Annotated in this window: 12 protein-coding genes; 5 read left to right on the top strand and 7 right to left on the bottom strand. The window is 53.1% G+C overall.

The window, feature by feature from the left end; all coding sequences use genetic code 11:
• Positions 1–6 precede the first annotated feature (6 nt).
• From dmsA to lrp, 6 genes are all read right to left on the bottom strand, one after another.
• Positions 7–2,451: a dimethylsulfoxide reductase subunit A gene (gene dmsA, locus ACU8YC_RS08570; protein ID WP_187259767.1), complete on the bottom strand. Its 2,445-nt coding sequence runs from the start codon at positions 2,449–2,451 to the stop codon at positions 7–9.
• Positions 2,452–2,687: 236 nt separating this feature from the next.
• Positions 2,688–3,980, bottom strand: a complete 1,293-nt coding sequence (gene serS, locus ACU8YC_RS08575; protein ID WP_003836908.1) for a serine--tRNA ligase — start codon at positions 3,978–3,980, stop codon at positions 2,688–2,690.
• A gap of 92 nt (positions 3,981–4,072) precedes the next feature.
• Positions 4,073–5,416, bottom strand: coding sequence for a replication-associated recombination protein RarA (gene rarA, locus ACU8YC_RS08580; protein WP_187252725.1), 1,344 nt, complete (start codon positions 5,414–5,416; stop codon positions 4,073–4,075).
• Between the two features lie 10 nt (positions 5,417–5,426).
• On the bottom strand, positions 5,427–6,038 hold the full coding sequence (gene lolA, locus ACU8YC_RS08585; RefSeq protein WP_103798145.1) for an outer membrane lipoprotein chaperone LolA: 612 nt from the start codon (positions 6,036–6,038) through the stop codon (positions 5,427–5,429).
• A 111-nt stretch (positions 6,039–6,149) separates the two neighbouring features.
• Positions 6,150–10,160 carry a DNA translocase FtsK gene (locus tag ACU8YC_RS08590; RefSeq protein WP_446895213.1) on the bottom strand — a complete coding sequence of 1,337 codons (4,011 nt, stop codon included), beginning with the start codon at positions 10,158–10,160 and terminating at the stop codon, positions 6,150–6,152.
• A gap of 134 nt (positions 10,161–10,294) precedes the next feature.
• Complete coding sequence (gene lrp, locus ACU8YC_RS08595) at positions 10,295–10,789, bottom strand: leucine-responsive transcriptional regulator Lrp (RefSeq protein ID WP_002439523.1); 495 nt, start codon at positions 10,787–10,789, stop codon at positions 10,295–10,297.
• 548 nt (positions 10,790–11,337) lie between these two features.
• On the opposite strand from lrp, the gene trxB reads away from it, so the two are divergent.
• From trxB to infA, 5 genes are all read left to right on the top strand, one after another.
• Positions 11,338–12,306 carry a thioredoxin-disulfide reductase gene (gene trxB, locus ACU8YC_RS08600; protein ID WP_151218818.1) on the top strand — a complete coding sequence of 323 codons (969 nt, stop codon included), beginning with the start codon at positions 11,338–11,340 and terminating at the stop codon, positions 12,304–12,306.
• A 114-nt stretch (positions 12,307–12,420) separates the two neighbouring features.
• Positions 12,421–14,187 carry a heme ABC transporter permease/ATP-binding protein CydD gene (cydD, locus tag ACU8YC_RS08605; RefSeq protein WP_446895214.1) on the top strand — a complete coding sequence of 589 codons (1,767 nt, stop codon included), beginning with the start codon at positions 12,421–12,423 and terminating at the stop codon, positions 14,185–14,187.
• Complete coding sequence (gene cydC / locus ACU8YC_RS08610) at positions 14,188–15,909, top strand: heme ABC transporter ATP-binding protein/permease CydC (protein WP_446895215.1); 1,722 nt, start codon at positions 14,188–14,190, stop codon at positions 15,907–15,909.
• Positions 15,910–15,953: 44 nt separating this feature from the next.
• Positions 15,954–16,658, top strand: coding sequence for a leucyl/phenylalanyl-tRNA--protein transferase (gene aat / locus ACU8YC_RS08615; RefSeq protein ID WP_151218815.1), 705 nt, complete (start codon positions 15,954–15,956; stop codon positions 16,656–16,658).
• A 285-nt stretch (positions 16,659–16,943) separates the two neighbouring features.
• A complete protein-coding gene (infA, locus tag ACU8YC_RS08620) occupies positions 16,944–17,162 on the top strand; it encodes a translation initiation factor IF-1 (RefSeq protein ID WP_002211347.1) in 219 nt (72 codons plus the stop codon).
• A gap of 79 nt (positions 17,163–17,241) precedes the next feature.
• Here the strand turns inward: infA and ACU8YC_RS08625 are convergent, their stop codons facing one another.
• Positions 17,242–18,153 carry a LysR family transcriptional regulator gene (locus ACU8YC_RS08625; protein WP_446895216.1) on the bottom strand — a complete coding sequence of 304 codons (912 nt, stop codon included), beginning with the start codon at positions 18,151–18,153 and terminating at the stop codon, positions 17,242–17,244.
• Positions 18,154–18,174: the final 21 nt, after the last annotated feature.

Raw genomic sequence — 18,174 nt, forward strand, 5'->3', positions numbered from 1 at the left:
TACTCCTTACGCCTTTTCAACCTGAACAAGGTTCGTGTGTGACGGGTTCCCCTTCGCGAGAGGAGACGGACGCTGAGTTGTCAGGACGTTAATGCAACCGCCCTGATCCACGCGTTTTGCATCCGGGTCATACCAGGCGCCTTCGCCTAATGCCACCACACCAGGCATCATACGCGGCGTCACTTTCGCCTCGATATGCACTTCACCACGATCGTTAAAGATACGCACCTTGTCGCCGTTGTTAATGCCGCGTCGCTGCGCATCCATAGGGTTGATCCACATTTCCTGACGGCAGGATGCTTTTAGAACATCCACGTTGCCATAGGTCGAATGGACACGAGACTTGTAATGGAAGCCGGTCAGTTGCAGAGGGAATTTCTCCACCAACGGATCGTTCAGGCTTTCAAATCCAGGGGTATAAATCGGCAACGGATCGATCACATCACCTTCCGGCAGTTCCCAGGTTGCCGCAATTTCGGCAAGCTGTTGCGAATAAATTTCGATCTTACCTGACGGGGTGGTCAACGGATTAGCGTTAGGATCTTCACGGAACGCTTTGTACGCGACGTGATGCCCTTGTGGGTCGCGCTGTTTAAAGATCCCTTGCTTACGGAATTCTTCAAACGTTGGCAGTTCAGGAATCGCTTTGCGTGACTGCTCGTAGAGATGACGCATCCACTCTTCCTGAGTTCGACCTTCTGTAAACTGCTGCTCAACGCCAAGGCGTTTCGCCAGTTCACTGGTCATCTGGTAGATAGTCTTGCATTCGAAGCGTGGTTTAATTGCCTGATCGGTGAAAATCACATAGGACATATTCCCGCATGAGGCATCCAGCGCGAAGTCCATCTGTTCGGAGGCAGTGCAATCCGGTAGCAAAATATCCGCATATTTAGCCGAGGAAGTCATATGACAGTCGATGACGACGATCATCTCGCACTTCTTCTCATCCTGCAGGATTTCATGCGTACGGTTGATGTCAGAGTGCTGGTTAATTAAACAGTTACCAGCATAGTTCCAGATCATCTTAATGGGAACATCAAGCTTGTCTTTGCCGCGCACACCGTCACGCAGGGCCGTCATCTCCGGGCCTCGCTCAATCGCGTCCGTCCACATAAACATCGAGATGCTGGTTTCTACAGGGTTTTCCAACGTAGGCATACGCTCAAACGGCAAACTGTATGAGCCTTCACGTGCCCCGCTATTGCCGCCGTTGATGCCAACGTTACCGGTCAGGATAGCCAGCATAGAAATAGCGCGAGTCGCTATTTCACCATTGGCGTGACGCTGCGGCCCCCACCCCTGACTGATGTATGCCGGTTTTGCGCTACCAATTTCACGAGCCAGTTTGACAATACGTTCAGCGGGAATGCCAGTAATCTGCGCCGCCCACTCAGGCGTCTTGGCAATACCATCTTTGCCCTGCCCAAGAATATATGCCTTATAGTGACCGTTCTTAGGCGCGTCGGCCGGTAAGGTTTTCTCGTCGTAACCCACGCAGTATTTGTCGAGGAACGGTTGATCAACCATGTTTTCGGTGATCAGGACATACGCCAGACCATTAACCAGCGCCGCATCGGTGCCTGGACGGATCGGGATCCATTCATCTTCTCGGCCCGCGCCGGTATCCGTGTAGCGGGGATCGATAATAATCATACGAGCATTGGATTTCTGTCGCGCCTGTTCAAGGTAATAGGTTACCCCGCCCCCGCTCATACGCGTTTCACCAGGGTTATTACCAAACAGGACCACCAGCTTGCTGTTTTCAATGTCGGACGGGCTGTTGCCGTCTGCCCAACCGCCATAGGTATAGTTCAACCCGGCAGCGATCTGCGCAGAAGAGTAATCCCCGTAGTGGTTCAGGTAACCGCCGCAGCAGTTCATCAACCGTGCCACCAGCGTTTTGCCCGGCGGCCAGGAGCGCGTCATGGTGCCCCCCAGCGTACCGGTACCGTAGTTCAGATAGATAGACTCGTTGCCGTAGTCTTTAATAAGACGCTGCATATTACTGGCAATGATTTCGTAGGCTTCATCCCAGCTGATACGCTCAAACTTACCTTCACCGCGCTTACCGACGCGTTTCATCGGATATTTCAGACGATCGGGATTATAGACGCGACGACGCATGGAGCGCCCACGCAGACAGGCGCGTACCTGGTGCAGACCATCATAGTTGTCATCACCGGTGTTGTCGGTTTCGACATACTTTATTTCACCGTCTACCACATGCATACGCAGCGGGCAGCGGCTACCACAGTTCACCGTACACGCGCTCCAGATCACTTTCTCATTAATCTGTTTTGGATTAAGGGCCTCTGCGGCATTTGCAATACGGGTAAATGGCAGGGTAAACGCGCTACTGGCCACCGCCAGCCCGCCTATCGCCGTCGTTTTCACCAGACCGCGGCGACTAACCTCAGCTGCCAGTACGGCATCGGGGATCTTAGTTTTCATAGTGGCTCACTCTGCTGCTCACAATAAACAAAAGGCAAATATTCGTTGTATAGATTTTTATATAACGTTACTATCGATATACAGACAGGTAGGTAATGAATTTGCAGAAAGGCAGTGATAAATACCAACCTTCGTTCGAAGGCAGTATTACTCCTGAATGAGTAGGTGTTATTGTCCAGCGTCAAACAGGTGTAAAAAAAGCGCCCTGAGGCGCTTTTTTAGCAGAGAAAAGTAGCTTAACCGATGAATTCCAGGCCATTCATGTACGGACGCAATACTTCCGGAACCTGAATGCGGCCATCAGCCTGCTGATAGTTTTCCATTACCGCAACCAGCGTACGTCCTACCGCCAGACCAGAACCATTCAGCGTATGCACTAAACGGGTCTTTTTGTCGGATTTGCTGCGACAACGCGCCTGCATGCGACGAGCCTGGAAATCCCACACGTTGGAGCAAGAAGAGATTTCGCGATAGGTATTCTGTGCCGGGATCCATACTTCCAGATCGTAGGTTTTGCATGCGCCGAAGCCCATGTCGCCAGTGCACAGGATGATCTTGCGATACGGCAGACCCAGCAGTTGCAGGACCTTCTCAGCATGACCGGTCATCTCTTCCAGCGCATCCATCGAATCTTCTGGACGAACAATCTGCACCATCTCAACTTTATCGAACTGGTGCATACGGATCAGACCACGAGTGTCACGGCCGTAAGAACCTGCTTCAGAACGGAAGCACGGCGTATGCGCAGTCATTTTGATCGGCAGCGCATCTTCGTCGATGATTTCGTCACGTACCAGGTTTGTCAGCGGCACTTCTGCCGTTGGGATCAGCGCATAGTTGCTGCTGTCAGCTTCTTCATCCAACGGACGCGTGTGGAACAAGTCGCCAGCAAATTTCGGCAGTTGGCCTGTGCCGTACAGGGTGTCATGGTTAACCAGATACGGGACATAGTTTTCGCTGTAACCATGCTGCTCAGTGTGCAGATCCAGCATGAACTGGGACAGCGCACGGTGCATACGCGCAATCTGGCCTTTCATAACAACGAAACGAGAGCCGGTCAGCTTAACCGCCGCAGCGAAATCAAGACCCGTGTGCATTTCACCCAGGGTAACGTGATCGCGCACCTCGAAATCGAACTCGCGCGGTGTACCCCAGCGGCTGACTTCGACGTTATCATTTTCATCTTTACCCACCGGAACTTCGTCTGCTGGCAGGTTAGGAATAGTCAGCGCAATATCGCGGATCTCAGCCTGTAAGGTATCAAGTTCAGCTTTCGCGGCATCCAGCTCTTCGCCCAGTTTGTTCACTTCCAGACGTAAAGACTCGATATCTTCCCCGCGCGCTTTTGCCTGGCCGATGGATTTCGATCGAGAGTTACGCTCTGCCTGCAGGTTTTCAGTTTGTACCTGCAGAACTTTACGACGCTCTTCAAGAGCGCGCAGCTTATCTACATCCAGCTTAAAGCCCCGGCTTGCCAGTTTTTCTGCGACTGCGTCTGGCTCATTACGCAGCAGATTGGGATCGAGCATGCTTATCCTGTGCTTATCGAATTAAAATAGGAGAAAGTGACCACAGCCTGCGGTCACAGGGATACAGAGACAACATTACCGCAACGATAACACTAACGGTAGCGTTTTATAGGGCTATTTTGATCCTGTCCGGCGAGCCAGGCGAGCTTTTCGCCAATCTTGCCTTCAAGACCTCTGTTTGTGGGATGATAATAGCGCGTTTGCGCCAATTCCTGAGGGAAGTACTCTTCTCCGGCGGCATATGCATTTGGCTCATCATGGGCGTAACGATATTCCTGACCGTAGCCCATCTCTTTCATCAGCTTAGTCGGCGCATTACGCAGGTGGACCGGCACGTCGTAATCCGGACGTTCACGGGCATCAGCAAGTGCGGCTTTAAAGGCGGTGTAAACTGCATTACTCTTCGGCGCACAGGCCAGATAAACAATCGCCTGAGCAATCGCGCGTTCGCCTTCAGCTGGCCCCACGCGAGTAAAGCAATCCCATGCAGAAATCGCCACTTGCATAGCGCGAGGATCGGCATTACCAACATCTTCAGAGGCAATCGCCAGACAGCGGCGGGCAACGTACAGCGGATCACCACCAGCGGTGATAATACGTGCATACCAATAAAGCGCTGCATCCGGTGCACTCCCGCGTACCGACTTGTGTAATGCGGAGATGAGATCGTAAAAACGATCGCCTTTATTATCGAAACGCGCGCTGCGTTCACCGGCAATTTCAGTGAGCAATTCTGCTTTCAATATGCGCTTGCCGGAATCATCAACTTCGGCCATATCGGCCATCATTTCCAGCGTATTCAGCGCCCGGCGCGCGTCACCATTAACCAGTTCGGCAATCGCCCGACGCGTCTCAGGCGGGAGTACGATATCCTGTCCGCCGTAGCCCCGCGCTTTGTCTGACATCGCCTGGTCCAGTACCAGTTCAATATCGTCGGTGGTTAACGATTTCAGTAAGTAAACGCGTGCACGTGATAGCAGCGCTGAGTTCAGCTCAAACGAGGGGTTTTCTGTTGTCGCGCCAATAAACGTGATGGTTCCGTCTTCAATATGCGGTAAAAATGCATCCTGTTGGCTTTTATTAAAACGGTGAACTTCGTCCACAAACAGGATCGTACGCCGACCAGCGTTACGGTTCTGACGCGCACGCTCAATCGCTTCACGAATTTCTTTCACACCAGACGTAACCGCCGAAATGCGTTCAACATCAGCGTTGGCGTAACGGGCAATAACTTCGGCAAGGGTGGTTTTGCCTGTTCCCGGTGGTCCCCATAAAATCATGGAGTGCAGATGCCCTGCCTCGATAGCGCGTGGCAAAGGCTTACCCGCAGCCAGCAGATGCTGCTGTCCGATATACTGCGCTAAATTTTCTGGCCGCATGCGCGCGGCCAGTGGCTGAAAAGTATTATCAGAAAAGTCGAGCGACAGATTGCTCACTCACACGCCTCTACTTACGTTGATCGTCAACCGTTACACCTTGCGGCGGGGTAAAGGTGAATTTGGAAGGTTCGATCACACCATTCTGCTGAGATTTCAGCTGATAACTGCTGCGCTGATCGTCTTGTTCAACGGCGCTAAACTGGTGGATCGTCCCGTCACGCCCAACATTGATCGTAAACTGCTTCAGGTTACCGCTACTGGTTTTAGGCGTCAGTACGAAATCATCACCGTTTTGCTTAATGTTGTACTGCTGCCAGTCGCTGGCCTGGTTACGTGCAATCAGCATGAACGGCGTATTGCCAGTGGCGTCTTTCAGCCAGGTCGCGGTCGCCTGTTCAACAAACGGGTTAAAGAACCACAGCGTTTTCCCATCGGAAACCAGGATACTCTCGTCAGGCTGCGTCATATGCCAGTTAAACAGATTAGGACGTTTAACCCATAAATCACCCTGACCTTCTTGCACTGCTGCGCCGCTACCGTCCGTGACCTTCTGAGTAAAGCTGGCATGGAAGCTACTGACTTTATCCAGGCGGCTTTTCAGGTCGCTGGCAGCGTCAGCCCAGACGCTGCTCACCACAAAGCTAGACAGTAATGCACAGGTGATTGCGATTCTTTTCATCGTTATTCCTCAAAATACGTCACTCCCAACGGGGAGATCCCTCTGCTATCCATTTCAGGCCAAAAATCAGCATGAGGAAAGTAGAAAATACTGAATTACTTAACTTTGCAATCATTCGAAGGGCGGCGGAGCCAGCACTTCACGATTACCATTATGTCCTTGTTCGCTGACAATTCCCTGCGCTTCCATTTGTTCGATGATGCGCGCAGCTCGGTTGTAACCGATGCGGAACTGACGCTGGACGCCGGAGATTGAGGCTTTGCGTTTCTGGGTCACAAAGTTTACCGCCTGATCGAACAGCGGATCCAACTCTTCGCCACCATCAAAGCCGCCACCGCCGCCTTCGCTTTCGCTGTCAGAGGTAATGCCGTCAACGTATTGCGGACGACCGCGCGCCTTCCAGTCCTGAACCACCGCGTGAACTTCTTCATCACGAACAAAGGCGCCGTGAACACGCACAGGGATCGTCGAGTTTGGTGCGGAATAAAGCATGTCCCCCATACCTAACAGCGATTCCGCTCCGCCCTGGTCAAGAATGGTACGCGAGTCAATTTTACTGGAGACGGTAAAGGCGATACGCGTTGGAATATTCGCTTTAATCAGACCGGTGATAACGTCGACCGACGGTCGCTGGGTCGCCAGCACCAGGTGTATCCCTGCCGCACGCGCTTTTTGCGCCAGGCGAGCAATCAGTTCTTCCACCTTTTTACCTACGGTCATCATCAGGTCGGCGAATTCATCTACCAACACAACGATATACGGCAGTTTTTCCAGCACCGGATGCTGAACATCCATGCTGTCGCCCGGCTTCCAGTATGGGTCCGGAATCGGACGACCCATGCGGGCTGCTTCGGCGATTTTCTCGTTATAACCAGCAAGGTTACGCACCCCAAGCGCCGACATCAGCTTGTAGCGACGTTCCATTTCATTGACGCTCCAGCGCAAGGCGTTAGCAGCATCTTTCATGTCGGTCACAACTTCAGTCAGCAGATGCGGAATGCCTTCATAAACTGACAGTTCCAGCATTTTCGGGTCAATCATGATAAAGCGAACGTCTTCCGGCTGCGCCTTGTACAGCATGCTGAGGATCATGGCGTTCACCCCAACAGACTTACCGGAACCGGTTGTCCCTGCCACCAGCAGGTGCGGCATTTTCGCCAGATCGGCCACCACCGGTTCGCCCGCAATATCTTTACCCAACACCACGGTCAGCGGAGATGAGTTATCACGGAATTTGGTGTTATCCAACACTTCGCGCAGATAAACGGTTTGACGTTTTTTGTTCGGTAACTCCAGTCCGACATACGGTTTGCCCGGAATAACCTCGACAACACGTACCGCTGCGGTAGACAACGAACGCGCCAGATCGCGCGACAGGTTGGAAATACGTGCCGCTTTAACCCCAGGAGCAAGATTAAGCTCAAAGCGGGTTATCACCGGGCCTGGGGAATAGTTCACCACATCGGCTTTAATGCGGAAATCCGCCAGACGCGCTTCCACCAGACGTGCCATTTGCTCCAGCGCGAATGTATCAATTGGCTCAACTTCGCTCGGCGGCGGTGTGAGCAGATCTAACGATGGCAGCGGCGTGTTTGGACGATGCGCCGGACGGCTATCGCCATTGCGCATCAGGAGCGGATGGATCAGGCTATCCTGCGGCGGCGGTGTAACAGGTTGCGCTGGCTGCTGATAATGCTGCTGCGGTGCAACAGGCTGCGCTGGATGCTGATAATGCTGCTGCGGTGCGACAGGCTGCGCTGGCTGCTGATAATGCTGCTGCGGTGCAACAGGTTCCTGGTACTGTGGCACAGGCTCCGGCATCACGCCAGGCGTAAACAGCGGCTCATGCGGCCCCTCATCCACCAGCGTTTTCATTGGCGAAAATTCAAAGTCATCGAGAGAAAACGGATTCGCTCCGGCTGGCTGCTCACCGGAATAACGTTGCTGCTGGGAAGAGGCAAACTGGCGAGCCAGTTCCGCTTCTGCAGCTGAATCTTCGTCATCAGCTTGATGGATATCTTCCTGATATTCTTCGCCATAGCGGTGCTGCTGCGACTGGGCAAACTGACGTGCCAGCTCATCTTGCTGCATGGCATCAATTTCATCGTCACTGTACGCATCTGTATCAAGCTGCTCTTCGCGGGCTTTCTCTTCAGCCATACGCTGTGACGGCAGTTTGATGCCATACGACGCCAATTCCCGACGAGTAGGCACGCGCACACGATTCGGACGCGGTAACTGCGGACCAATACCCTCTTTCACCTGTGGACGCGGCGCACCGCCACCCGCAAGGCTAAAGACAGGCGCTGCAGCAGCGGCCCCCGCCCCCAAAGCGGCACTTTTTACGCCTGCGGCCAGCGGCGCAACGGCAGCAACAGACTCAACGGGCGGAATGGATGTAGCCGTCGGCATAGATGGCATAGACGGCTTAACACGTTCAGGCTCCTGAACCGGCTCTGGTATCGGTTGATACCAGGCAGCCAGTTGCTCACGCTCACGCGCACGTTTCTCTTCAACTTCTTCAAAATAGTAAAGCGGCGGACGAGTCGGTTTAACCTCTTCAACCACTGGCTCAGGTTCCATCACCGTCGGTTGTTCAACCACAGGCTGCTGGAACGGAGCGCTCTGTTGAAAAGTTGATTCCTGATGATAAACAGGTTGCTGAACTGGCTCCGGCTGATAAGCAGGCTGCTGCACTGGCTCCGGCTGATAAGCAGGCTGCTGAAATGCGGCGTTCTGTTGTAAAGTTGACTCCTGTTGATTGACAGGTTGCTGCAGTGGTTCCGGTTGGTAAACAGGTTCCGGCTGCCAGTTTTGCTCCGCGGTAAATGCCTGCGCTTGCGGCGCGAGGGGCTGCGCATATGTGGGTTCCGCGGTCTGTGGCGCATAATATTGTGGCTGAGGACTCTGCTCCAATACCGGCTGCTGCCAGGGTTCATACTGTTGCTGTACCGGTGGCTGCGCGTACTGGGTTGGCTGCGGATAACCTTCAGGTGCTGGCGCAATCACCGCATCCCCGGTTTGCGCGCCTGGCGCGGATTGCCAGGCTACAGCTGGGGCCGCTTGTTCCATAACGGGGTTGGTCACTGGCGACGTTTGCAGCAGCGGATCAACCGGCGCGCTCCAGGCCTGCGCAGCCGTTGTTGCTGCAGCTGCGGCGGCCACAGGCTCTGTTACCGAATGACCATTCAGCAGCGGGTCCAGTTCGTCATATTCAGGCAACGTCGCGCGATTGCCGGAAAACAGCACATCGTTAGGATCGGCCACAACACCGCGGGCGCTGTATTCAATTTCGTCTTCATCATCCATGCGTTTGCCGGAGAACAGCGCGGCATCAGTATGACGGCCCAGTGGGTTGGTAAACTTCTCTGCCAGACGCTTACGGCGCGCTAACGCACCACGAAGAATACGAGCCCGGCGCGATTCATGAGGTTTACCATCAGCGGCGTCGATAGATTCGTCTTCATCTTCATATTCTTCGTCATCGACCCAGGTATCGTCACGGCGGGTACGGTTGCTGGCAAACGTCAGGATATTGAGTAACCAACCGCCCAGTTTTTCCGCAATGCTAACCCACGACCAACCGGTAAATAGCGTTAATCCAGCAGCCCAAATGCACAATAACGTCAACGTACCGCCGCTGCTGTGCAGTAATGGTTGCAGGGTAGTACTGAGCAAGCTGCCAATCACGCCGCCAGAGGCGAAATACCAGATGTCATCGGCATTGATTGCGGCAAGTCCGCAGGATGTGAGAATCAGCGCCAAAACGCCAATAATGCGCAGCGAAACGGCAAAATAATCGACGTATTCGTCGCTGGCCTGGTGTCGCCATGCAAACCAACAGCCGCCAACAATGATGACGGGAATGGTGTAGGCCATGATGCCAAAAATAAAGAACAGCGTGTCTGCCAGCCATGCGCCGGGTATTCCGCCCAGATTATGAATTGGTTCATGCCACGCCGTTTGCGACCAACTGGGATCCGAAGGATTAAAGCTGAGTAAGGCTGCCATCAACCAGACGGCAAAAAGGGCAATAAGGATCAGTAGCGCTTCCAGAAGTCGGCGCCCGCTGCTTAACTTCGTCAATGTGACGTCTTTGTCTTCAGTGTATTCCTGGCTCAAAAACGGCTCTCCAGGTTTTAGGCTTTTCCTGCCCGATGCTAAAACGGACAACAGCACCGGGTTACCCCGGCACTGTTGCTGTATGGATTAACAGGAGTGTAATCAAACTACGTCGATTTTGCACCTGTTCCGTGTTAGCGCGTCTTAATTACCAGACGATTGCTCTGTTTGACTTCTTCCATTACTACATAAGTACGTGTGTCATTCACGCCAGGCAGACGCAGCAGGGTTTCCCCCAACAGCTTACGGTATGCCGACATATCCGGTACGCGTGTTTTCAGCAAATAGTCGAAATCACCGGAAACCAAATGACACTCTTGAATTTCTTCAAGTTTTTGTACTGCAGAGTTAAATTGTTCAAACACATCCGGGGCGCCACGATTCAGAGTAATCTCAACAAAAACCAGAAGTGATGCATCCAGATAATGCGGGTTTAACAGCGCTGTATAGCCCTGAATAAAACCCTGTCTTTCCAACCGACGCACACGCTCAAGGCAGGGCGTTGGTGAAAGTCCCACACGTTTAGAAAGCTCGACGTTAGAAATACGCCCATCCTTTTGCAGCTCATTAAGAATGTTACGATCAATACGGTCGAGATCTTTGCCAGGGCGCTTCTTACTATCTACCATTATTATTGTCTCTCTGTATTCCTTCCCTACTCCTGCCTGACTCTACTAACATCACTGTTCAGAGTCGCTACCCATCAAAATTAACCGCAACCCAGAGGGATTTTCGGTTCGCAATGCCTGGGTTTATGGTGAGAAGACCGTTGCCTGTCGGCGGCTATCGACATCACGAATGGCATCTGTCCACACCATGCGTAGATTTCGCTAACACGGTAAACATGGTATCTACATGCATGATTATGCAGCACATACATGACACAGTTTTTTTCTTCCTTGAATGTTTTCGCAAAACAGCAGGTGATTGTCAAAGCAAAACATCGATTTTTAGTACAACATGCCAGTTATTCATTCGCAGTGATGGAAAATCGTCATTTTATCACCTTATAACTGACCGATTTTAAGTAGAAATCGTTATAGTATTACGGATAATTACCCCCGCTCATCGGTTTCTGCTATTACACATATTGTTAACAAAATCGCCATACTCTTTTTTTACGTCTGTAAATTCCCTACAATCCTGCTCATTGCCTGCCAACAACTATGGGGATCTCATGGGCGCAACCAAACACAGTAAACTTCTTATTCTGGGCTCAGGCCCTGCGGGATATACCGCTGCGGTCTACGCTGCACGCGCTAACCTGCAACCGGTCCTGATTACCGGTATGGAAAAAGGTGGTCAGTTGACCACAACAACAGAAGTGGAAAACTGGCCTGGCGATCCGCACGATCTTACTGGCCCACTGCTGATGGAGCGTATGCACGAACATGCAACCAAATTTGACACTGAAATCATTTTTGATCACATCAGCAAAGTTGATCTGCAAAACCGTCCTTTCCGTCTGACCGGCGACAGTGGTGAATACACCTGTGACGCACTGATCATCGCCACCGGCGCTTCAGCACGTTACCTGGGTCTGCCTTCAGAGGAAGCATTTAAAGGCCGTGGCGTTTCCGCCTGCGCGACCTGCGACGGTTTCTTCTATCGTAACCAAAAAGTTGCGGTGATCGGCGGCGGCAACACTGCTGTTGAAGAAGCGCTGTATCTGGCGAATATCGCATCTGAAGTGCATTTGATTCACCGTCGCGACAGCTTCCGCGCGGAGAAAATTCTCATCAAACGTTTGATGGATAAAGTTGAGAACGGCAACATCGTGCTGCACACCCACCGTACGCTGGAAGAAGTGACCGGCGATCAAATGGGCGTAACCGGACTCCGCCTACGCGATACGCAAAACACTGACAACGTGGAATCACTGGACGTTGCCGGGCTGTTTGTCGCTATCGGCCACAGCCCGAATACCGCTATTTTCGACGGTCAGCTTGAACTGGAAAACGGCTACATCAAAGTTCAGTCCGGTATTCACGGCAATGCCACCCAAACCAGCATTCCGGGTGTTTTCGCAGCTGGTGATGTGATGGACCATATTTATCGCCAGGCGATTACCTCTGCGGGCACGGGCTGTATGGCCGCACTTGATGCAGAACGTTATCTCGACGGACTTGCGGACGCTAACAAATAAGTTTTACAAATCAGTAACAAAAGTAAAAAAGGCGACTATAAGTCGCCTTTATTTTTGCCTCGTTGTAACATTGCCCTGCCCAAAAATTCCAATAACTCACCTGCTAAGCGTGCAATGAATAAAACCCGTCAAAAAGAGCTGACCCGCTGGTTAAAACAGCAAAGTGTAATTTCCCAACGATGGCTGAACATTTCGCGCCTGTTGGGGTTCGTGAGCGGACTGTTAATCGTCGCTCAGGCCTGGCTCATGGCCCGAATTCTGGACCATATGATCATGGCCAATATTCCCCGAGAAGCGCTTCTGCTTCCTTTCATCGTACTGGTATTGATTTTCATCCTGCGGGCATGGGTCGTCTGGTTACGCGAACGGGTCGGGTTTCACGCAGGGCAGCATATTCGCTTTGAAATTCGCCGCCAGGTGCTTGACCGTCTACAACAGGCAGGTCCGGCCTGGATAAAAGGCAAACCGGCCGGGAGTTGGGCCACGTTGATCCTGGAGCAGATTGACGATATGCATGATTACTATGCGCGTTATCTGCCGCAAATGGCGCTGGCCGTGTGCGTCCCCTTATTAATTGTGGCGGCGGTATTCCCCTCAAACTGGGTGGCCGCTCTTATTCTGCTTGGAACTGCCCCGTTGATCCCATTGTTCATGGCAATGGTCGGTATGGGCGCAGCCGATGCTAACCGCCGCAATTTTCAGGCTCTTGCCCGCCTCAGCGGTCATTTCCTCGATCGCTTGCGGGGCATGGAGACGCTAAGAATATTTGGTCGCGGTGAAGCCGAAACGGAAAGCATCCGTGCTGCGTCGCAAGATTTCCGCCAACGCACCATGGAAGTGCTGCGCCTGGCGTTCCTGTCATCCGGTGTCCTTGAATTCTTTACCTCGCTTTCTATTGCGCTTGTCGCGGTTTACTTTGGTTTTTCCTACCTTGGAGAACTTGATTTCGGCCACTACGGGACGGGCGTCACGCTGGCGGCAGGCTTCCTCGCGCTCATTCTGGCTCCGGAGTTTTTCCAGCCCTTGCGCGATCTGGGCACGTTTTATCACGCTAAAGCGCAAGCGGTGGGGGCTGCGGACAGCCTGAAAACCTTTATGGAAACCCCGTTGGCTCATCCTGAACGTGGCGATATTGAGCTGGCGACAAAAGACGCCGTGTCAATTGAAGCACGAGATCTGGTCATCACCTCGTCGGAAGGCAAAGTGCTGGCCGGTCCGCTCAATTTTGCGTTGGCGGCTGGTCAACGCGCGGTGCTGGTTGGACGCAGCGGCTCCGGCAAAAGTTCTCTGCTCAATGTCCTGTCAGGTTTCCTCTCTTATCAAGGTTCGCTGCGAATTAACGGCTTTGAACTGCGCGACCTGTCGCCTGACTCCTGGCGCAAACAACTGTCATGGGTCGGGCAAAACCCTCAGCTTCCTGCCTCCACGTTACGTGAAAACGTGCTACTGGCTCGCCCAGATGCCAGCGAAGAACAGCTGCAAGCTGCACTCGACAGCGCCTGGGTCAGCGAGTTTTTACCGCTGCTGCCGCAGGGTGTGGATACGCCAGTGGGCGATCAGGCGGCTCGACTTTCCGTTGGACAAGCACAGCGCGTTGCCGTGGCTCGCGCCTTACTCAATCCGTGTCAGTTACTGCTGCTGGACGAACCCGCCGCCAGCCTTGATGCACACAGCGAACAACGCGTGATGCAAGCGTTGAACGCGGCATCGCGCCGCCAGACCACGCTGATGGTGACGCATCAGTTGGAAGATCTTGCCGACTGGAACGTTATCTGGGTGATGCAGGATGGGCAGATCGTTGAACAAGGTACCTGGACCGAACTGGGCGCAGCCAACGGGGCGTTTGCGACATTACTGGCTCATCGTCAGGAGGACATCTGAATGCGCGCTTTGCTACCTTATCTGACGCTGTATAAACGTCACAAATGGATGTTAACGTTAGGGATCGTTCTGGCCATCGTCACGCTGCTGGCAAGCATTGGCTTGCTGACGCTTTCAGGTTGGTTCCTGTCCGCTTCGGCAGTGGTTGGCGTCACCGGGATTTACAGCTTTAACTATATGCTCCCTGCCGCAGGCGTACGCGGTGCGGCGATCACCCGTACCGCGGGTCGTTATTTCGAGCGTCTGGTCAGCCACGATGCGACATTCCGCGTGTTGCAACATTTGCGTATTTATACCTTCAGCAAACTACTGCCGCTCTCCCCTGCTGGCCTGTCCCGTTATGGACAGGGTGAATTGCTCAACCGCGTGGTGGCTGACGTCGACACGCTCGATCATCTGTACTTACGCGTGATCTCCCCACTGGTGGGCGCTTTTGTCGTCATCATGGTGGTTACGCTGGGGTTAAGCGTTCTCGATTTCACGCTGGCTGTCACCCTCGGTGGCATTATGCTGCTGACCTTATTTATCCTGCCACCGCTCTTTTATCAGGCAGGCAAAAGCACCGGACAAAGTCTGACGCATCTGCGTGGGCAATATCGTCAGCAGTTAACATCCTGGCTACAGGGCCAGGCTGAATTGACCATTTTTGGTGCCAGTGAACGTTATCGCGCGCAAATGGAAGCGACTGAGTTGCAGTGGCACGAAGCCCAGCGACGTCAGTCTGAATTAACGGCATTATCACAAGCGGTGATGCTGTTAGTCGGTGCGCTGGCGGTGATTATGATGCTATGGATGGCCTCCGGTGGCGTGGGCGGCAATACCCAGCCCGGCGCGCTGATCGCACTCTTTGTCTTCTGTGCGCTTGCTGCGTTCGAAGCGTTAGCACCAGTAACCGGCGCGTTTCAGCATCTCGGCCAAGTTATTGCCTCTGCGCTGCGCATCACCGAACTGACTGAACAGCAGCCGGAAGTCGCCTTCCCGGATACCGGCTCGACGATTTCCGGGCAGGTGACTCTTACGCTACGCGACGTATCATTCAGCTACCCGGGACAGGCGCAAAAAGCGCTCGATACCCTTTCCCTGCAGGCCACGCCCGGTGAACACATTGCGATTCTCGGTCGTACCGGCTGTGGTAAATCAACGCTGCTACAATTGCTGACCCGCGCATGGGATCCGCAGTGCGGCGAAATCCTGATTAATGAACAGCCGATTGCAGCCCTCAGTGAAACCGCGCTGCGCCAGAGCATCAGCGTCGTGCCACAGCGCGTACACCTGTTCAGCGCGACGCTTCGCGACAATCTGCTGCTGGCAGCACCACACGCCAGCGACGACGCATTGTCCGCAGTATTGCGCCGCGTCGGGCTGGAAAAACTGCTTGAAGGTGATGGCCTTAACGCCTGGCTGGGCGAAGGCGGTCGTCAACTTTCAGGCGGCGAGCTCCGTCGTCTGGCTATCGCCCGCGCCTTATTGCACGATGTTCCGCTGATGCTGCTGGATGAACCCACCGAAGGGCTTGATGCCACCACAGAGAGCCAAATGCTTGAATTAATTAGCGATGTGATGCGCGATAAAACCGTCCTGATGGTTACACACCGACTGCGCGGGCTGTCGCGTTTTGATCAAATAATAGTAATGGACAACGGACAAATTATTGAGCAAGGTAATCACGCAGATCTGTTAGCCAGGCAGGGGCGTTATTACCAGTTTAAGCAACGTCTGTAAGCTATTATTGAACGATCAAACTCGCGTAGTGGAGTTTCGCTGTCATGCGCCTGGTGCAACTGTCCCGACATTCTATAGCCTTCCCGTCACCGGAAGGCGCTTTACGCGAGCCTAATGGCTTGTTGGCGCTTGGCGGTGATCTTTGCCCTGCCCGTCTGCTGATGGCCTACCAGCGCGGTATTTTCCCGTGGTTTTCGCCTGGCGACCCTATCCTTTGGTGGTCGCCCGATCCGCGCGCTGTTCTTTGGCCCGACAAATTTCACCTCAGCCGCAGTATGAAGCGCTTTCATAAAAATTCGCCTTATCGCGTGACGCTCAATTACGCGTTTGGGCAGGTGATTGAAGGCTGTGCGAATGACCGGGAAGAAGGTACCTGGATTACGCATGATGTGGTGGACGCATACCACCGCCTGCACGAACTGGGGCATGCGCACTCAATCGAAGTGTGGCGACAAAATGAATTAGTGGGCGGTATGTATGGCGTGGCACAAGGTACGTTGTTTTGTGGCGAATCGATGTTCAGCCGTCAGGAAAATGCGTCCAAAACAGCACTGCTCGTTTTTTGCGCTGAATTTGTAAATCAGGGCGGAAAATTAATCGACTGCCAGGTATTAAATAGCCACACAGCCTCGCTGGGCGCCGTCGAAACGCCGCGTCGGGAGTACCTTGAACACCTGAGCAGACTGCGCCAGCAGCGGCTACCGAGCCATTTCTGGGTTCCCAGGACGTTATTTTCGCCTCAGAAGTGAATGTTTTCGGCACATTTTTTGTCGGGGTGTTATAATTGTCGCGCAGAGTTGGTTTAGCCCATTACCCCGCCGCCGTTAAGGAACAGTTCGCGTCAGGCAACGCCTATCGTTTATCTCCTCGTTCCCTTACACGTTGCGCTTTAAGTGCGGCTTTGCCGTGTGTGGTTAGAGTAATGCGCCAAACCCGATTTGCTGTGTTTTAAACGCACAAATCTTTACTTATTAAAAGAACTTCGGCATTATCTTGCCGGTTCAAATTACGGTAGTGATACCCCAGAGGATTAGATGGCCAAAGAAGACAATATTGAAATGCAGGGTACCGTTCTCGATACGTTACCTAATACCATGTTCCGCGTAGAGTTAGAAAACGGTCACGTGGTTACTGCACACATCTCCGGTAAAATGCGTAAAAACTATATCCGCATCCTGACGGGCGACAAAGTGACTGTTGAGCTGACCCCGTACGACCTGAGCAAAGGCCGCATTGTCTTCCGTAGTCGCTGATTGTTTTTAACGCCTGAACGGCGTCCAGATAATAAAAGGTCGGTTTAACCGGCCTTTTTTGTGGGCTGAGGCCAGGTATTTAATCCTCAATCATCCGCGCATATTCTTCCGTTAAGAAATCGACTAATGCGCGCACTGACGGCAATAATCCCCTGCGTGATGGAAAGACTGCGTGAATAATTTCTCGCTTCGGTTCCCAGCCGTCGAGTAATGCCACCAGCTCGCCTGCAGCTAATTGATCTTTTACCATCAACTGAGGAAGTTGCACAACCCCTACACCGGCAACAGCAGCTTCACGTAGCGCAAGCATATCGGTGGTGATCATTCGTGGCGCGAAGTGTACCTCCGCACGTGCTTCCTGCGGGCCAAATAACTCCCAACGATGCACATGTTTACCGGAGGCCAGGCTCAGACCCGGCCAGCGAGTCAATTCAGCCGGAGAATGTAGCGCTCCCATTTTCTCGATTAGCTGCGGACTGGCATACAAACGATGCCCCCTGTCCGCCAGAACTCGCATCACCAGATCGCTATCTTCAAATGGTCGAGGCCTGACGCGAATCGCCACGTCCAGACCTTCTCCAACCACATCAACACGGCGGTTTGTGGCCTCCAGTTGCACTGATACGTCAGGATAACGCGCCATAAAGCGGGCAAGCATTGGTCCGATATGCACATGCAGCAACGTAACCGGGCACGTCAGCTTCACAATCCCACGAGGTTCAACCTGCAGCGCGGCAATGGCATCCTGTGCCGCCTGCGCTTCCACCAGCATCGCCTTACAATGTTCGTAAAAGGTTTGCCCAACTTCAGTCACGTTAAACTGCCGGGTGGTTCGCTGAATCAGTCGTACCCCCAACCGCTCTTCCAGTTGCGCTATCCGTCGGCTCAGTTTTGATTTCGGTTCATCAAGCGCCCGACCCGCCGCCGCGAATCCCCCTTCCTCTACAACATGTACAAACCATGCAAAATCATTGAGATCCGGCTTTGTCATCTTATTGTCCTATTTATGAGA

The organism is Citrobacter sp. VF227 (assembly GCF_052950715.1).

Excerpts from the sequence above, each read along its gene's own strand:
- dmsA (WP_187259767.1), bottom strand. The coding sequence starts at position 2,451 with ATGAAAACTAAGATCCCCGATGCCGTACTGGCAGCTGAGGTTAGTCGC.
- serS (WP_003836908.1), bottom strand. The coding sequence starts at position 3,980 with ATGCTCGATCCCAATCTGCTGCGTAATGAGCCAGACGCAGTCGCAGAA.
- lolA (WP_103798145.1), bottom strand. The coding sequence starts at position 6,038 with ATGAAAAGAATCGCAATCACCTGTGCATTACTGTCTAGCTTTGTGGTG.
- lrp (WP_002439523.1), bottom strand. The coding sequence starts at position 10,789 with ATGGTAGATAGTAAGAAGCGCCCTGGCAAAGATCTCGACCGTATTGAT.
- trxB (WP_151218818.1), top strand. The coding sequence starts at position 11,338 with ATGGGCGCAACCAAACACAGTAAACTTCTTATTCTGGGCTCAGGCCCT.
- cydD (WP_446895214.1), top strand. The coding sequence starts at position 12,421 with ATGAATAAAACCCGTCAAAAAGAGCTGACCCGCTGGTTAAAACAGCAA.
- cydC (WP_446895215.1), top strand. The coding sequence starts at position 14,188 with ATGCGCGCTTTGCTACCTTATCTGACGCTGTATAAACGTCACAAATGG.
- aat (WP_151218815.1), top strand. The coding sequence starts at position 15,954 with ATGCGCCTGGTGCAACTGTCCCGACATTCTATAGCCTTCCCGTCACCG.
- infA (WP_002211347.1), top strand. The coding sequence starts at position 16,944 with ATGGCCAAAGAAGACAATATTGAAATGCAGGGTACCGTTCTCGATACG.
- ACU8YC_RS08625 (WP_446895216.1), bottom strand. The coding sequence starts at position 18,153 with ATGACAAAGCCGGATCTCAATGATTTTGCATGGTTTGTACATGTTGTA.